At 37.1% G+C, this 17301-nt stretch carries 12 protein-coding genes and 3 pseudogenes; 11 read left to right on the top strand and 4 right to left on the bottom strand.

From position 1 onward, the window contains the following. A partial coding sequence (locus AC1DOV_RS33320; protein ID WP_477552021.1) for an IS110 family RNA-guided transposase occupies window positions 1-1034 on the bottom strand: 1034 nt, incomplete at its 3' end. A gap of 314 nt (window positions 1035-1348) precedes the next feature. Continuing rightward, a pseudogene (locus AC1DOV_RS33315) lies at window positions 1349-2352 on the bottom strand (SpoVR family protein); the annotation flags it as partial. Window positions 2353-3044: 692 nt separating this feature from the next. Here AC1DOV_RS33315 and AC1DOV_RS33310 point away from each other — a divergent pair. The 4 genes and pseudogenes from AC1DOV_RS33310 to AC1DOV_RS33295 all read left to right on the top strand — a co-directional run. After that, a complete protein-coding gene (locus AC1DOV_RS33310; RefSeq protein WP_441886945.1) occupies window positions 3045-4463 on the top strand; it encodes a TolB-like translocation protein in 1419 nt (472 codons plus the stop codon). 7 nt (window positions 4464-4470) lie between these two features. Further along, window positions 4471-5406, top strand: a complete 936-nt coding sequence (locus AC1DOV_RS33305) for a peptidoglycan DD-metalloendopeptidase family protein (RefSeq protein ID WP_441886947.1) — start codon at window positions 4471-4473, stop codon at window positions 5404-5406. 121 nt (window positions 5407-5527) lie between these two features. Continuing rightward, entirely contained in the window at window positions 5528-6184 is a 657-nt protein-coding gene (locus AC1DOV_RS33300) for a hypothetical protein (RefSeq protein ID WP_441886949.1), read from the top strand. A gap of 108 nt (window positions 6185-6292) precedes the next feature. Then, window positions 6293-6534, top strand: a pseudogene (locus AC1DOV_RS33295) (IS30 family transposase); the annotation flags it as partial. Between the two features lie 347 nt (window positions 6535-6881). Here the strand turns inward: AC1DOV_RS33295 and AC1DOV_RS33290 are convergent. After that, a complete protein-coding gene (locus AC1DOV_RS33290) occupies window positions 6882-7127 on the bottom strand; it encodes a peptide deformylase (protein ID WP_477552020.1) in 246 nt (81 codons plus the stop codon). Between the two features lie 592 nt (window positions 7128-7719). Between AC1DOV_RS33290 and AC1DOV_RS33285 the strand changes: the two genes are divergently transcribed. From AC1DOV_RS33285 to AC1DOV_RS33265, 5 genes are all read left to right on the top strand, one after another. Beyond that, complete coding sequence (locus tag AC1DOV_RS33285) at window positions 7720-8136, top strand: hypothetical protein (protein ID WP_441886952.1); 417 nt, start codon at window positions 7720-7722, stop codon at window positions 8134-8136. A gap of 41 nt (window positions 8137-8177) precedes the next feature. Continuing rightward, window positions 8178-8984, top strand: coding sequence for a peptidase (locus tag AC1DOV_RS33280; protein ID WP_441886954.1), 807 nt, complete (start codon window positions 8178-8180; stop codon window positions 8982-8984). 1113 nt (window positions 8985-10097) lie between these two features. After that, window positions 10098-10439, top strand: coding sequence for a hypothetical protein (locus tag AC1DOV_RS33275; protein ID WP_477552019.1), 342 nt, complete (start codon window positions 10098-10100; stop codon window positions 10437-10439). Between the two features lie 142 nt (window positions 10440-10581). After that, complete coding sequence (locus AC1DOV_RS33270; protein ID WP_477552018.1) at window positions 10582-11112, top strand: GNAT family N-acetyltransferase; 531 nt, start codon at window positions 10582-10584, stop codon at window positions 11110-11112. Window positions 11113-11924: 812 nt separating this feature from the next. Continuing rightward, a complete protein-coding gene (locus AC1DOV_RS33265) occupies window positions 11925-12320 on the top strand; it encodes a (deoxy)nucleoside triphosphate pyrophosphohydrolase (protein WP_441886960.1) in 396 nt (131 codons plus the stop codon). 125 nt (window positions 12321-12445) lie between these two features. Here the strand turns inward: AC1DOV_RS33265 and AC1DOV_RS33260 are convergent, their stop codons facing one another. Beyond that, window positions 12446-14290, bottom strand: a complete 1845-nt coding sequence (locus tag AC1DOV_RS33260; RefSeq protein WP_441886962.1) for a DNA/RNA helicase domain-containing protein — start codon at window positions 14288-14290, stop codon at window positions 12446-12448. A 690-nt stretch (window positions 14291-14980) separates the two neighbouring features. Between AC1DOV_RS33260 and AC1DOV_RS33255 the strand changes: the two are divergent. Both AC1DOV_RS33255 and AC1DOV_RS33250 read left to right on the top strand, forming a co-directional pair. Continuing rightward, window positions 14981-15491, top strand: a pseudogene (locus AC1DOV_RS33255) (IS30 family transposase); the annotation flags it as partial. Window positions 15492-15598: 107 nt separating this feature from the next. Beyond that, window positions 15599-17245, top strand: coding sequence for a hypothetical protein (locus AC1DOV_RS33250; protein WP_441886964.1), 1647 nt, complete (start codon window positions 15599-15601; stop codon window positions 17243-17245). Window positions 17246-17301 lie beyond the last annotated feature (56 nt).

The raw sequence follows: 17301 nt of genomic DNA, 5'->3' as shown, positions 1-17301 counted from the left end.
ATCTTCATTTGCCCGGTCCATTTGCCAGAACTCGCTTCTGCGAGGTTGAGTCCGGCATGGCGCAGCAAGGCATTTCCGTGAACAAATCCGCTTAAGTCCCCAGCCTCACCCAATATACCAGCTAATGAAATGACACTAATCCCCTTAATTGCGAGGATGGATTTTGCAAAGGGAATGCGTTCTAATACGGTTGAAATCTCCTTCTCCACAACCTCCAGTTGTTCGCAAGCAAGGTCRTACTCGGCGAGYAATTGTTTCAAGTGGAGCTTGTAGTAATGAGAAGCTGACTGAGATCCTACTGAATGGTTGGCAATCTCGATGAGTGCTTTTGCTTTTCTAGCACCGCAGTGCCGTTTCATGATGGTTTTCCATCCCTGAATTAGGTTCTGGGTCTGTAGCTTACTGATCTCCGCTGGAGTAGGAAAGAGGCGAAGCGTTGCCAGGGAACCGATACAGGTGATGTCCTTGAATACGTGACGTAGTTCAGGGAAAACAACGTCAACCCAGCGGTGTATCTGGTTTTTGGCACTAACAAGTCGTTTGACGACGAAGTCGCGGTTAGAGAGAAGCACACGTAGATCCTCGAAGGCTTCGGGAGTCGTACGTGTTACCGAGTAGTAACCGTTCTTGATCATGTCGGCGATAACGAGTGCATCTTTCCGGTCACTCTTTGAAGGCGTATTGTCGCGATTTTYTTTGTTTTTTTTCACGAGATGCGGATTCACTAAAACGACTTCAAAATGRCGTTCTGTGAGCCACCGAGATAGGTTAAGCCAGTAGTGTCCGGTTGGCTCCATCCCGACGATGGCTGCACTCAAACKATGGGTGGTTTGCAGCTTTTGAATCCATAGCAAAAGATGGTGAAAYCCTTCCTCGTCATTAGAAAAGGATAGGTAGTCTCCGATGATGATGCCACGGAAATTTACAGCGCGCGCAACATGCATCTGCTGGGCGATGTCGATCCCGATAACTAAATGCTGAGCAGTAATTTTTTCAATGAGTAGATTTTGTCTCGCTTGCGATTTAAACTTCATAGTAGAGCGTCCTCCTGGATGATGGAATTTTTAGGGCTATGACCCGTTGCGTACTTCCATCGTACCGAGGCGCTCGTTTTTATGCAAAGCGGAAATTTAACGCTCTACAGGAATGCTAACGGGATACTATAGCTTATTTTTATACTTACATATGATGGAGGAAATATTCTGTATATAAGAGGTATCCATTCCCTTCGCCCCCTCTGTCCGAAAAATAGAAAACCCGATCTAGTGAGATCGGGTTATTTGTATCAGCATTATGCATTTTAGCTCTTCGCTCTTCAATGCAGAGTTAAGAAGCAATGTCCATATTATCAGACAAACTTCCGACTAGTCTTCTTCCCATCACAGCTGAACACAATCTTCTTATCCTCAACAAACGTCTCCAGGTGAACGTTTTTCCCCCAAAGCTGAACGACATGAGGCAGCGTACGCTCAAAATACTTTAGATCCAATTCCATACTCTCATACTCATGGATTAAATAAAGCTCACCCACACGATTAAAATCCCCATCCTTAACCATCAAACTAGGAAATCCACCTTTACATTTGAATAAACAAGCTGATCGCGAATTTTCTCCCACGATTTATCGGTAATTTTCCACTCAGGGCCTTTCTTCTCGAAAATGTACAGATCAAGATCAATAACCAGATCCTTCGTCAGATAGTTGCGGATGAATGAAATATCTGAATCGAGTTCGCGTACCTCGAACATTTTTTCCCTGCCCTTGCCGGGAACACGTCCGAAGCGTGCTTGTTCTTCCTTCGTTGGGTTATCGAATCGACGTTCGATATCCTCGATTTTTAATCCTAAATAATAGGGATTCAAGGTGTGCCGGGATGGCTGCACCACAGAGGAGTTTAGCTTAGCGAATTCAATAGTTTCATCGCTAGTTAGATCAGAGCGCTCGCTGTCCTTTTGCACCATTTCGATATAACGTTTCTTATCTAATTGATAAGGCTTAATGAGTGTCGGATCGACATGCTCTTGAATGGCAAGAATCGCATCGATATACTTTTCGACTGCATCTGTGCCATAATCCATTTCATATTGATGAATACGATCCGCTGTAGCAGACATGCTCTCGACCATATTGCGATTGGTAACACTAAAGCGAGCGTTGTTTTTGAAAAAGTCACAGTGAGCAAGCACATGGGCCACGATGAGTTTATTTTGAATTAAAGAATTTCCTTCAAGAAGAAATGCGTAGCAGGGGTTGGAATTAATGACGAGCTCGTAAATCTTACTCAAGCCGAAGTCGTATTGGAGTTTCATTTTATGGAAAGTTTTGTCGAATAACAATGAATATGAAGAAAATTATAATGATTAATAATTGTCAGTATTCACCTATGAAAAAGTTGTGTCATAGTTATCTTTACAATAATTGAACATTTTCAAAAAAAAAGTTTACGCTTGTATATAAACAGGTGTTTGAAATTGTTAAAGCGGATGAAATGAACGATCTATTACTAAACGAAATAGTATACATATAGTACAAACCAAATTGTAACATATTTATAAAATGGCAAAAACATATCGCCAAATAAGTCGTTATGAGCCGATAGATTCCAGTGATGACGAAGCGAAACAATTGATTTATTATTTCTTGTTATTATAGTCATCAAGAGCCGTAATCAGAAGAAAGCTTTTTTGTAACGAAGAATAATTGATATGCCAAAAACCACTCCTTACGAGTAGCGGCTTTTGGCATGAAAGATACGCTGAGAATAAAAGAATACGAGAACGAGATTGAAGATTAGTTCTCGTTAGCACTAATGTTGCTCTGGAGCTGGCTTAACCTGATCGAGCTGTAGAATTTGTAAACTCTTTTTAAAATTAGATAATATTCGACAAGTAAATGGTTTTTTGGTACTATTCCAAATAATGTATATTGAAGGTAACATTTATTATCATTGAAATAATTTCCAATGATTTCAATTTGAATAGATTGGAGAGTGAATGAATTAAGTTCCAACCCAGATGAACCCCAATAATTATTAATGAGAGGAATGAAGAGAACCGTGCAAAAAAAAATAACATCAACGTTAGCAGGTGTACTATTGCTAGGAACAGTTTTCTCAGTTGCATATGCTTCTAATCAGAATAACAATGTGGCAATCAATAAAACAGCTGGTAACCTCGATTTTATCGGTGACGAGTATTACAGGATGCTACAGGTTGATACGGACAATCCTATTTTGCTTAACCGTCTACAAGACCGTGACTACGCAAAAATAAAAGAGTTTCTTGTTGATGAATCTTCAGAGCCGTTGACATTACAAGCTTTAAAAGAAATTGAAGTAGACCCTAATGCTAGAGTTGTTGATAATATGTTACAAGATGGTCGTTTTCTCAAAGAGAACTGGGATGAGTTGCAACACAAAATGATTGAAGAAGCGCTAACTGTTAGAACTTTGAATGGTATCCGAACTAAAGAGCAAATAAATCCACAAGAATTTGAAACGTCCGTAAAAACTAGTCATGGGGATATTGCAATTAAGTTACAGAAAGTTCAAGTTGATGGCAAAACAATAGTAATTCCAAAAAACTCGGACGATATCCCCGTTCAGTTTTCAATTACGCCGGATGGACAGAAGTCGCTGGTTTCTGCGGAGAATGGGCTGTGGCTCGTAAACAGTTCTAATAACCAGTTGGAGCTGTTATTGCCGAGTACATATAACGGGAAAACCTTTGAAGCATTAGCAGAGGAGTCAATGAACTTGTATGGTGAAAATATTGTGGTTTGGAATGAGGACGTTATGTCAAGTCCCGACAGTAAAACACTGGTTTATAACTCTAATAAAAACAATATTAAGACACGTGGATCAGCTCTTTTTGTTTATGATATCACTACTGGCAATGAAACTATTATTGCAGATGCGGAGGGTGCCAATTACTTAGTAGATGGATGGTTGACTCCCGAAAGTGTACTTTGCAAAAAGATTACAAGTTCAGGCATGAAGCAGGTTGTAGTTAGCCTGGATGGGAAGGAAGCTGAACTGGACTTGGTGGGTGAGGCACCGTATATATATGCTGTTCAGGATGGCCTTATTGCTTACGCTACGGCCCTAAGTAGTGGCGAAATTCACATTGCTAAAATTGATAAATCTGGTACGCTCCAAGAAATTACTTCAACCAAATTGAATGGAACAACTAGACTTCGTGCAAGTAACAAAGGGTTCAGTTCGGATAACTCTTATTTTGCCTTTATCTATGTTCCAGATGACGTTCCAGAGGCACGTTATATAAAAGTAATTGATTTGAATTCCGACAAACTAATTGACTTAGACTTTCTGCCTGCAGAATCAAACTCTTCCGCACGTTATTTAGAATTCTCTTGGACAGATGAAAATACCCTGCTTCTTGTTGTTAAAGAGGAAATAAATGAAACGAAAAAAATGTCTACTTGGACATATTCTTTAAGGTGAGGTGAACATGATGAATAAAATTAATCGCAAAGTAGTTCTGTTACTGTTAGCGTTTGGGTTATCTTTTTCGGTTATGCCAAGTGTTAATGCTGCCTATACACCCTACTCCGAAGTATTCACAGGTGCTATTGATGCTACAACACGTTGGTCAAGTCCGATCGAAAATTCAAGTGGTAGTCAGATTTGGCCCACTGTTACCAGCAAATGGAGTGAACCACGAAATGTCGATGGAACTTCACCTCATGTAGGCGTGGATCTAAGTATTAGTACCTCTAAAATCATAGTGGCAGTGGCAGATGGTACTTTAAAAAACCTAAAAGACTCATTAAATACCGTTTCACTAGAAACAGCATCAGGTGTTTATTGCCACTATGAACATATGGTTGTTGCAACTACAACATACCCAGATGGAACTTATGCTGAAGGAGATCGAATTGGAACAGGCGGTTCCGTAGGTGCAGCTGCTGAACATTTACATTTTGGTGCATATTCTAAGAACGAAATCGCTGGCCGAAAAGCCTACCGAACTGAAACATTGTACAGGGATACTGCGTCTTGGAACTATGGAAGAAACCTTGATGTTTTTAGTCAGGCAAAGTTTCTTAGCAGCAAAATTGCTCAAATTACAGTCGTATTCAGTGGTACCGGCAATACGCATACAGAAGTACCATCGGCAGTTACATTGTTCTATAGAACCGCTGGAAGTAGCAATTGGATTCAAGGAGGTGCTATGCAAAGAATTGGAACAACATTTGACTATAAATTCGACTTTCAAAATGTAGTCCCAACTGGAACAAATATTCAATGGATGGCAAGAATTACACGTAATTTAGGTATTACGTATCCTTATGCATGGGCCCCTGCTAAATATTATAGGCCGGATACAAATCCAAATTCTACTTCTAACGCTTATGGTTATTTCCCTAATACCGTAACTTATTGATTTGTCTTTCATTTATGGTTATGAGCCGACTGCTTGCATGGAGTAGTCGGCTTTAACCTTTACTTTTTAAATGTACTAATAAGTTTATATAACGAATTGTATTCTAACTTGGAGGTATACAATGAGGAAAAACATTATTTTTTTGTTTCTTTTGTCAATGGTTTTAACCGGGTGCAGTACTAATTCATCCATGGAGACTAGCCCCAGCCCCATTCCATCTCCTGTAGAAAGTACACCGGTTGCTGAAACGAGTACACCAGTACCATCTGAAACAAATGTCCCAACACCAGAAGTTATGACTAAGCAAGAAATATATGACTTTGATTTAATACGCTCGGATTGGACCAAAGAGAGAATGGAGGAATTAGGACTTAATAAAGAGGTGAATGATAGTGGTGGCGAAACATATTTTTCCAATGATGTGGTTAAATATATCTATTTTGATGCTCGCTCTGTAGAAACAACACCGGCAGTGATCGATGTGTTTGGAGATCATCCGGGACCTCGAGGAGTTCGTGTGGGTGATACTTTTGAAAATGTGATGTCGCTCTTCCCACAAAATGAGGATTGGAGAATTAATGCTAATGGTGTATTTTACGGTAAATATAATCCTGATGCTGCGCAAGATACATGGGGATCATCTGGATATGTTATAACTCAAGATGATGGAAGTAGAGAAGTTTCAATAATTACAGAAGATGTCTACCCATTCGTTAGATTTTTTTTAAAAGATGATGTCTTAACACATTTTACTTTCTTTTTAATATCGGCTAATTAATTGATTTTTTCAATGAAAAAATTATCGGTTTTATAACGAACTAAAAGAAAACATACGAGGCCACTCACTTTGTCAGGTGGCCTTGCATGTTTTCTTGTGTTAAAAAATAGACATAAGGGCAAGCGTCAAAAGCCAATGGAAACACGTGGTCACTTCCTCGTCAGTACACCGATCAGCAAGCGACCGAAAGAAGTCCATAAACGTACGACGTTCGGTCATTGGGAGCTTGATACCGTGGTTTCTAGCCGTGGCAAAGCAAGGCTTGCGCAGCTACTTTCATCGAACGAAAGACGCGACTATACGTTGCACTGAAGATGCCTAATCGAAAGGCTCACTCGATGGAGGTCGCCTTCGGTGTCGTCATGATACGTGATCCTTAGACGTCGCTGCACTTTTTCGTTTCATAGAGGGCGGAGAGTTATTTGTCACCAGCTTAGTTGCTTCTAGGCTTGCTTGCAAGGCTGCCAGAAGATCATTGACATTCGATATTTTTCAGCTGCAGGAGAAGTTACAACATCTACACTTTCACCGGTGACTTTTTGTTCATGAGATCAAGCAAGGCAATACGATAATCGTCCGTATATTTGTTAGGTTCAAATTTCTCACTCAGCTGTTCGATTAGAGCTTTCGCCATACCGAGTTCCTTTTCGTTTTCAACTGTTCGCTGCGGTAGATTGGGGACTTGAGGGATCGTGTCTCATTCGGATAAAACATGCACTCCATTTAAATGATCGATTTCATTACATCGCGCCAAATAGCCTTCTGCCTGAAGAACGATAGATTTAACCTTGCTATTCAACGTTTTAATCTTCACCGATTGAGCCCTATTAACGTAACCGTAATAATCTGGATAAGCTAAACAAGATTCTACTCCCGATCGTGCACCTTCCAACTCTAATATCTCAGGATTAATTAACTCGATTAGTCCATCCCCGCAATCCATGACTATCAATCTTCTCAGGTACCCAAGGCTGTACATAACGCGTCATGTGTCTCGGATTTCACTGACTTGGTTGATTATTTAGAAGAGAACTAATGGAAGCAGCAGAAAGATTATAATCGGATTTCTCTTTTTATAAATGCGCTAAATCAGCTCTGAAATGCAATTTGGAACCATGCAGATGAAGATAACGAAAATATGAACTGTGAGTCCAAGATCCGGAAGCAGCTGGCAACTGCTATCATCGATGGCCAAGAAGTTGAGTTGCGGGGGCCGGTGCGATTGGATATCCTGGTTAAGCAGCATACATGGAACAGTTCTGTTTATCGCTGGCCAGGAAGTCAAGTTGCAGGAGCCCATACACTATTTAGGGGGAGGTAGTGATTTTGGTGAAGAGACCGAACTTAAATTGCCATACTATCCGACTAGAAAACTGTTACTTTAGTCGGGAATTGAATAAATTATGTTGACAAATGTATTATGCAATCATACACTATGTTTACCAAATATTAGAATGTCATTACGGGAAAATATACAAATATCCTTAACAGTATTCGCATAAAATGCATTAACAACGAAAGGGGAGTTAATTTATATGAACCGTAAATCACTTCTAGGAGCAATCATTAGTTTCTCTTTAATAGCAGTTATGTCCACTGTTCATGACTCTAATCATACTAGCCAAACTTCTTCAAATACAAATGGAGAGGTTATAGAACCGACAGCGAGTGCATATCCAACAAATGATCAAGGTCAAACATATGGACATGGACCATTCCCTGAAGGTGTAAATCAGGGGCCTGATTTAATTAAAGCAGAAGGTAAAAATGGGGTTGTGGGATATGTTAAATCTACAGATTTAGAACCATCAATGTCGTCAATAGAAGAAGCTTTGGCATATAACAAGTCAATGGAAAAACTTGGTTATGTATCACTCCCGCTATATGAAACAGACGGTAAAACTATTATTGGTGAATTTATAATTTATTCTTCTTCCAATGGTGATAAATAAAATTTATCATAAAAACTATTTTATAAGGGGCGGTAATTTCAATGAAATGGAAAAATTTAACTGCTAAAGTAACGGGAGTATGTGCTTTGTCTATCTTATTAATATCAACAACAGTATTTGCTGGTGGTGCAGCATCAACAGAATCATCGAAGACGAAATCAACAGTTAATGGGTATACTTACAATGCTTATTCAACAGCAGAGGTTTCACTATGGACTTGGAATACCTATCAAGCACAATCTACACTAATAGTCCAAGTAGACGGTGGCGGTAACGCACCTTCAGGTTATATGGGTGGACAGGCTCGTTTATATAATTTTACAACTGCTGTTTTAAAAGTTGCAAGCCCTGTGAAATATACTACTTCTGCAACTTCGCTCCTTGTAACTAATACGGCGCAACAAGCAACAGTTACAGATGAAGCTACATATTATGGGCAGGGTAAAGTTCAATATTACAATGGTAATGGTTATGTTGGTATTGAATTAACTAAATCTCCTAATGTTATTCTATCAAATTCATCAAACAAATTTTCCGGAACTAATCAATTACCAGATAACTTGAAAGATCAAGAAGAATACGCTGTAAATAATAATGGGGAAACCTATGGTTCCGGATTATTAGAATCTAAAATAGGAGAAGAGCCAGATTTAATTTTAGCAGAGGGCACCAATGGAGTTCAAGGGTATGTCAAGGCTGACGATTTATTTCCAATTGCATCTAGTCTTCAAGAGGCAACTATTAGTAACAGTAATGGTGATATCCAAGTAATCTCTTTATATGATCAAGATGGTTTAACAGTTATTGGTGAATTTGAATTGAAAGAAGGCAACTCGGTAACTAATTAACATATTAATAGAGTAGAGGAGGATGCAGCCTAAAAAAGTAGGCTGCATCTTCTTTTTATCACAAAAAGCACGGGCTTCAATAAACTCCCTAGGTACGACAAAAAATCCAATAAACCTAAATTTGAAGTCATGGTCGTATTTTGTGATCATGGCTTATTTATTTTGCCGAATTGACTTTTGTTCATTCAGAAAATTTAAAGGGTCGGACTAATCAAGCCTTATGGCTTCTACGCCAAGAGCATCAAATTATTATAGAAATGGGTTCTGAAGAATAAAGAAAAATACGTATAGCCGGCGCAATTTGCTATGACACAACTGATCTAGCATTAGTTGCAGACTTACGTGAAGTATCAGATATATTTGTAATTGCAGCTATTAATCAAGATATTCAAACATTTGATAATATGGTTGCCGCTTTACATTATCAATTGTGTCAACCTGTTATTTTAGCAAACACAGGAGAGTTTGGAGGTTCTACAGTTCAAGCTCCATTTACGAAGCATGCTCGCCAAATAGCGCAAGTTCACGGCAACAATCAAATTGCTGTTAGTGTATTTGAAGTAGATGCTGCTATTTTTAAATCAGCGTCTCCTGCTCCAACCCACTCTGAAGTTAAAACACCACCTGCTGGCTATAGAGGTAGATCTTGAACTTAGCGTGAGACTGTACACTGGTTATTGAATTGACGATTTGTAGTCAAAAGGTATTAATACCGAAATATTCAAATTCGAAAAGTCTTGCTGTGCCTAAGAAAATCCCAACGAATTCGCTCGTTTGTAAATCATTTCTATAATGATATATAAATTAACAAAAGATGCGACACCTCTGTTCTTTATGAAAGATAAGTGGAGGTCTGAAGAAGGAATCCTCACTATACTATTATTGATACCCTTTACTTTATTGTGGATAATCCCTTTTATTAGTGATGAAATTAAATTAAGGGTGGCTGTACCTACGAATTACTTAATGGAAACMTATATTAACGACAAATATATTTCTAGTTCAAATGTTATTGACACATCGATTGAGTTAGTTAGATATAATTCTGCTAAGAAGATTTTAGATGTAAATATAAAGGTAATACCAGAAGTTTTCATGGAAWAACAATTGAAYATGGAAGAAGTTTCAGAATCTGATGATAGATTTGCAAATTACTTTATGAATAACATATACATTGCTTATATTGATCTATTAACAGACCTCTCTAATGAAACAATAGTTCCAAAAATCATAAATGTTWTTGGTTATTGGGGAGATACTCAGATCATGCAAATACATTATACTAGAGTAAATAAAAAATACAAACTACATGAACCTTATCCTGAAATTGCTTTGATAGGCTTGAATGATTGTTGGTACTTGCAATACCCTTTTGAAGGGAAAAAAAATATGATCTTAATAAGAGAAATCAATGGTTTGGATTTTACGATGCGGATTGATGAATATATAAAATAAAAATTGCTTTTGAGGGATTAAGCGTAGATAAAGCCTATAACTTCTTATAAAATGAAACTATCTTCAAAAATGAAGGGACTGAACTATGCGCAGATGTCAATATTTTCAACCTAACTATTAAATTATAATGGAGGTAAAAGTATTGATTACAGAGTTACACACAGAACGTCTTCATTTGAGAAAAATGAAGGTATCGGATTCTTCTAGCTTGTTTAAAATTTGGTCTGATCCAGATGTTACTAAATTTATGAATGTTAGTAGTTTTACTAATGAAAATCAAGCAAAAGAAATGATTACTCTCCTTGATGACCTTTCTCAAGACAGCAAAGCTATTCGTTTCTCCATAATTAAAATAGAATCCAATGAAATCATAGGTTCTTGTGGTTTTAATTCCTTGGATTTTGAAAATGCAAAAGCTGAAATTGGATATGATATTGATAAATCATTTTGGGGAAGAGGATATGCTTCAGAAGCTATCTGTTCTTTGTTAGATTACGCATTCTCATCTTTAAAGATGAATCGAATCGAAGCAAAAGTTGAACCCGAAAACGTGAATTCAATAAAACTTTTACAAAAGCTAAGCTTTACGTTTGAAGGAACACTAAGGCAATATGAAAGAGTAGACGGAAAGTTTAACGATCTCAATATCTATTCAAAATTAATATCGGATTAATTTGATTTTTCATGCCTATTTTGAATTGTAAGTAGCATACACGAAAACTAACCTTTACAGACAGTGTGGGGAAAAAGTATCACAAGGTTTAAACTCCCTTGGTACAATATATCTTTATAATCACCATTACGAAGCTGCCGACATGATCGGCAGCCTTAATTGCGTTAACGGGCAGCTAATCTAATATGAAGAAATATCGGGTTTGAAAGCCGCTGCAAGCCGTTCGGTTGGCATCATACTGTACGGAGTCAGCCAAAATGGAACTGCTACTTACACAATACGAATTGCATAAACGAAAATCTGAGGAGCTTGACGTAAAGGTAAAGGGCTCGTGGAGATCCAAAGGAGTGACAAACAATCCTTGATTGGCATCATCGCCGTTAACTTGCTTAAATGAAGTAGAAAGATATGAATGTGTGTAACACTAAAAAGCTACAGGTTCAGGACAGGACTCTCCACTCCTATCTATACTTTTGCRCTCTTMTTGAGTGCRAGCCACCCTTMCAGGTGGCTATTTTTTATTGCTCATTATGTGACCGATCTCCAAAAGTCAAAGGTTTAAGCATCCATCTAGATGAACCATATTACGATACCAGAAAGTATTTATGCTGCATAATCAACTGAAATCTGTCTTGTATTAGATTATTCATGACGTTCATATTAAATTAAGTATGCAGGTATTGAAAGTGATATAGTATAATTTATAGACAATGTTCTAAGGGTTTCTTGAGAAATATGTGCTAAATGTAAATGAATTATTTTAAAGATGATGTTATAATGCTTATTTTGGTCGTTAAAGAAAGGAATTCTTTATGAAACAGGTTGATGTAGTAGGAGCTGTTATTATTAATGAGTGCAATGAAATTTTATGCGCTTTACGTTCTAAGGAAATGTCACTTGGAGGATATTGGGAGTTTCCAGGTGGTAAAGTTGAACAAGATGAAGATCCGAAAAAAGCTTTAGAACGTGAAATTCAAGAAGAGCTATCATGTGAAATTAAGACAGGGAACCATATTACAAATACTGTTTATGAATATCCTCATATACGCGTTCGATTAATGACTTACAAAGCGCAGTTGATATCAGGAGTACCTACCCCTAATGAACATGAAAAGTTAGAATGGAAAGCTAGGCAGGAGTTACTGACATTGAACTGGGCTCCAGCAGATATTCCGACTGTACATTTGCTTTGCAATGAGGAAATATAAGGTACCTATAATCTTAATATAATGAATTAGATTGTTTAAGGAATTATGGACATGAAAAAAAACTAGGAATTAACAGATTCCTAGTTTTTTTTAATAGATTAACCAAAGTTTAAATGTATTATTCTTTATATATGTGGAATACCAACGGTCTGTGTAAGCATCTCAAAAGTTGCATCTAATATAGTTCTTGGAGGAATATAGATAATTGTTCCATCTCTTCCTCTCGTTAAAATAACTCTGTAAGCATTAAGTTTAATTTGATGTTGATCTTTGACGCCCCACTGGAAATGTTGTGCATACCACATGTTGTTTTTGAAGTAGAGGTCATCATCCCAATGAACAATGCTCATATCTAACTCTAAACCCTGGGTATGAAACTCCGTAGTCGAGTACTGAAGCTTTTTACAATAGAACTTAGATTCAGGATAGTTAAAATATTGAGCAATTTTGGATGGTGTTTCATAACGATCATTTCTAGGAATAACTGGAACTTCTTTTTGTTCATCTGCCCCACTAGAGCAAATGATACCTACTGTTTTCGTATCATCTGCATACAGTTGACTAGCTATAGATTTTGCTGTGTTAAGATCTCTAGTTATAATTAAAAAGTAACGATCCTCTGCTAGTTGTTTCACAAGGGATTCTGCTTGATATAATTGTAGTGCTAATATGTTGTTAATAATATCATAGTATTGTAATGCGGCATGGGTACGCAGTGAACAGTTTAAATGTAAGTGTGAATACTCTCGAAATTCATATGCGTTTGAAAATGTAGATTCATGGGATTTAGCATGAACAATAATATTTTTGTTGGCAATGGCTGTATTCCATAATTCCAAGCCACCTTCTTCACCTGAATAAATTTCTTGTCCCTCGCCAATTAATCCAACCGTCACACTCCATGTTTTATTTAGTGTTGAAATTTGAACCATAATATCGGGCTCACTTAAATGCATGGGAGCTCTATTTTTCTTGATAAGTGATTGATTCACTTTATCTGCATCCCACGCTCGTTGAGCTTCATCGAATATTATAATCTGTTCCTTTGGAACCGTTCCCTTTTCAAGAAAATCCATTTTATATGGATATAAGCCTTGTACAAATGATTTGTTTTTCAATGTATCTTGTAGCACGTCTACTAATGGACCATTCCCTGATAAATAGACTGAACGATCGACGTTATGTGCTAAGTCTAAGCCTAAATATGTTTTGCCTGCTCCAGGTTCACCTGAAACTAATACTAAGTGATGGGTGTTAGTCTCTTGTGCTTCAGTTATAATGTCTCGAACAGTTTGCTGTACTTCAGTGAAATTACTACTCGCCATTGCTCTAATATTAGGTAAAGGCTCATTGTGGTAGATAGCTCGAGCAGCTTCTAAAATAGAAGGCGAGGGTTCATACTCTCCATGAGTAAATTGATGCATATCAAAAGTAGATGAGTGACTACGGCCAATGATTTTATCCAATAGAATATATAGGCTTTTAGTCGTTGAAATGTATACCCGATATTTATAATTGGAAAGTAATTCATCAGCAGGATGATTGGTTAATAATATTGCACCTTTGACAGGTGTATTAGTGCGGTGGATCTCCGAATGATAATTTTCCAAGTCGCGAACATAAAGAGATGTTTGAATATATTCTGATGGTGATATCTCGTCAAAGCTTTTACATTCGACCACGATAACATGTCCATTTGCAATGATAATTACATCAGGACGTCGGCCTCCACCTCTTAAAATTTCATATTCAAAAATAATTGAAAAGTTATGCAGCTCATACTGTTTCAAAATCAGCTGCAATTTATGAAAAGTATCCTCCCATGCTCGACCTTGAGCATCTCGTTTTAAACATTCTTGCTCATTAATATTGTTAGTTCCACGATAAATATGAGAATCAAGCTTGTTTAAAAATTGATTTTTATCTAGCTTAAGAAACTCATGTATTGTTCCGGCCCACCCATAGTTCATATTCATAACCTCTTCTGAAATTATTATTTATGTATATTTTGTATGAAAAATTCTAGTTAGCCTTTGAAAAATAGCCTAAATTTTCGTATCTCCCCGTGGTTGTTTTGCGCCCTTTTCTCAGTGGCTTAGTAAATTTTATCAGTATTACGACAAATAATTTTATGAAAATTCCTTTCCTCATAAAACAAATTATAGTAAGATTCTACTACAAATTCATTTGGATGGGTATAAATCCCTAATTTGAAATCTGAAATAAAATTATAATCACTATAGAGATATTGAGATGATAAAGCGAGGATGAATGTGAAAGTAAATCCATTACAAGCACTTTTATTGTTACTTATGATTAAAATTGGTGGGATTTAAATGTTCACTCATTCATATGTGGTTGAAAGAGTAGTAATTATTTTTTCATATGAAATAGCTCGATTGTAAGTAGGAAAAGCAGTCTTCGAGGTGCGTCTTTGATAGGAAATAAACTTAATGATTAAATTAGCAAATTCTAAAATCAATTTGATGGAAAAGAAGAATATACCGCTTGATAAAAAACTCAAAACAGCTTACCGATATAATTTAAAGGATCTAACGGATTCTAATATGAAGTGCGATACCTAAGAAAACAAAAGGCCATGATCGGATTCGTGTGAAATCGGAGTTACCACTCCATCATGATTACATAAGAATCCAACATGGTTATATACAGGTCTTCTTGCAACCGTGGAAGTGAAGCACCTACGACACAAAAGCAAACGTCGTAAACCATTCGAAACAAGTGGTCGATTTCACATCGGACCCCCTATTAGGAACTGGATACCGTTGTTTCGAGTCGTGGAAAGAGCCGAGCTTGTGCTGTCACTTTTATCGAACATAAGACAAGGATGTACATGGCTCTTAAAGATGCTAGACCGTACCGCTCACTCCATGGAGGTAGCCTATGGTGCTGTCGCTTGCCAATATCCACAAGTCGATTTTCAGAGCGCTACAACAGATCGATGGAAAGAATTTGCCTGTTATGCCGCTTTGGAAAACGTACAAGAATTGAAAGTCTAGTCTATTACGTTGATCCTTACTCCTCTTGGCAACGAGGCTCCAACATAAATGTCAATGGTCTCCTGCGGGAGTTCTTTCTCAAAGGACATGATTTTGCAGAGGTCACGGATGATGAAATGGCTGACGCCATTCCCTTATTAATGACCATCCTTGAATATGTTTGGTTTGGAAGACCGCTCACGAATCTTTCATGACCGAAGTGTAGCACTTAGTTTGACAAACCGTCGTATTAAAACAGATCCTAAGGTGGTGTGAAAAATGGTTTATATTGGGCCTGCTGGTCCGTTTACTCAAGAGTGTGCCCGCTTTTCTACCGACTTTTATAAAGGGGTACTATTAGCACGTTTGCTAGATGCAGAAAATGCAAGAGACAGTTTTATTTTTTTATCGTATCAAAAATTAATTTCCAAACCAATTCAAGAATTGAACCTACTCAATCGCGAAACAAAAGATAAGCAAGATATTATTATGATTTTTAACAGTATTATCAATCATATACATCTTGAAATAAAAGATATGTTAGGAAGAGTGAACATGAAGGAGCTCATGATCAGTCTTTATTCGATGTCTTCATATATGACCAAGCTTCACTTTTATATGGATATCGTCTCAAGGGGAGAACTCACTGAGAAAAAAATTCATGACACCGACTATTTTGACTTAGATGAGAAAACAATTCTCATTAGTTTATTCGTAAATAAAGATGATTGCGCATCAATATTTAATTCATGGCGTGGTTTTGATAAGGCTGTAATTCAGACTCTGTTTTATCAATTAGAGATTAACAAATTAAATTACGGAAAAGACCCAATTGATCTTAATGTTCTTATTCAATTGTACAACTATGGATCTACATTGGTGACTCTCATTAACGAAAGAGAGTTAGTAACAAGTGGATTTTACCATGAGCCGATTGTTCGAGTTTTTGAGAACGACATTATAATTAATGGAGAAATGACATCCAGAAGAAGTCAATTGTTGAAGAATGCAAACGATAACCAATACAAAGAAGGACTCGTCCAGTATGATAAAGAAATAATGGAAAAGTTAGATTTTGGGATTTTTAAACAGTATGGGTTTAAGGCTAGCACACTAGACAAGGCCTTCGGGAATAAATTAACCTCGAGGCTTTTAAAGCATCAGCGCGCATATGTAATAATTATAGAGCATAAGAAACTGGTCCAATTGATCCGGAATGAAGGAAAATGCTCTAGGGAAGAGGCAGAAAACGTGATCAAGTACTTCACACTGGAAGATAACGAAATTGATAAACGCTATGATTCCTTTGAAAAGTATGATAGCCGGCTGTTGGAACATCCCGTGGTTAGATTCGATGATAAGCACTATTACTTCTCTTATTATTTAATGATATATGCCATCTTTATACTGAAGACTAAGATAGTGTACAATTTGGTGAAATTGGATATAAATAAAAATTCTCGAATTATCCAGAAGCGAATTAAAGAGAAATTTGAAAAACAAATATTGGATACCATTTCCCCTTATATGGATCATTCAAAGCTTAATGTTCAGAAATTCTGTTGTGATGTTAACGGAAAGAACAGAGAAATTAATCTTAAATATCAAATGGACGTTATCTCTGTGCGAGGAAATAAGCTATATTTATTTGAGTGCAAGGACATCACGTATAAGTTTACAGCTTTGGGTATAAGGAGCGATATTCATAAAACTTTAAAATTTATTGATAATCTTCATGGTAAAATGGATGAGATTATTAGATACCAAGAGGAACTCACAATATTTTTTGGTGCTCAGTTCGAGGAGATTGTGCCTGTTCTAGTCTTCAAACATTATAATGCAACAGGGATCTCGGAAATAGATTGTCGGGGGGTTTCTGTCTTTTCATTCACAGAGTTGAAAGACTGGATTAATTGGAATTTTTAGAGTGAATTGTTTTGAAAGAATTCGGTCGTCGAAGGGAAATATGAAATGATTGAATA

The sequence above is a fragment of the Paenibacillus sp. 01T47 genome (genome assembly GCF_056398245.1).
The sequence above is the reverse complement of the archived record's forward strand: the minus strand, read 5'-3'. Positions and strand labels throughout refer to the sequence as shown.

Bases quoted from the DNA above. Each gene is read 5' to 3' on its own strand.
- AC1DOV_RS33285 (WP_441886952.1), top strand. From the start codon at position 7,720: ATGAACCGTAAATCACTTCTAGGAGCAATCATTAGTTTCTCTTTAATA.
- AC1DOV_RS33280 (WP_441886954.1), top strand. From the start codon at position 8,178: ATGAAATGGAAAAATTTAACTGCTAAAGTAACGGGAGTATGTGCTTTG.
- AC1DOV_RS33305 (WP_441886947.1), top strand. From the start codon at position 4,471: ATGATGAATAAAATTAATCGCAAAGTAGTTCTGTTACTGTTAGCGTTT.
- AC1DOV_RS33250 (WP_441886964.1), top strand. From the start codon at position 15,599: ATGGTTTATATTGGGCCTGCTGGTCCGTTTACTCAAGAGTGTGCCCGC.
- AC1DOV_RS33260 (WP_441886962.1), bottom strand. From the start codon at position 14,290: ATGAACTATGGGTGGGCCGGAACAATACATGAGTTTCTTAAGCTAGAT.
- AC1DOV_RS33290 (WP_477552020.1), bottom strand. From the start codon at position 7,127: ATGGATTGCGGGGATGGACTAATCGAGTTAATTAATCCTGAGATATTA.
- AC1DOV_RS33310 (WP_441886945.1), top strand. From the start codon at position 3,045: ATGAAGAGAACCGTGCAAAAAAAAATAACATCAACGTTAGCAGGTGTA.
- AC1DOV_RS33265 (WP_441886960.1), top strand. From the start codon at position 11,925: ATGAAACAGGTTGATGTAGTAGGAGCTGTTATTATTAATGAGTGCAAT.
- AC1DOV_RS33300 (WP_441886949.1), top strand. From the start codon at position 5,528: ATGAGGAAAAACATTATTTTTTTGTTTCTTTTGTCAATGGTTTTAACC.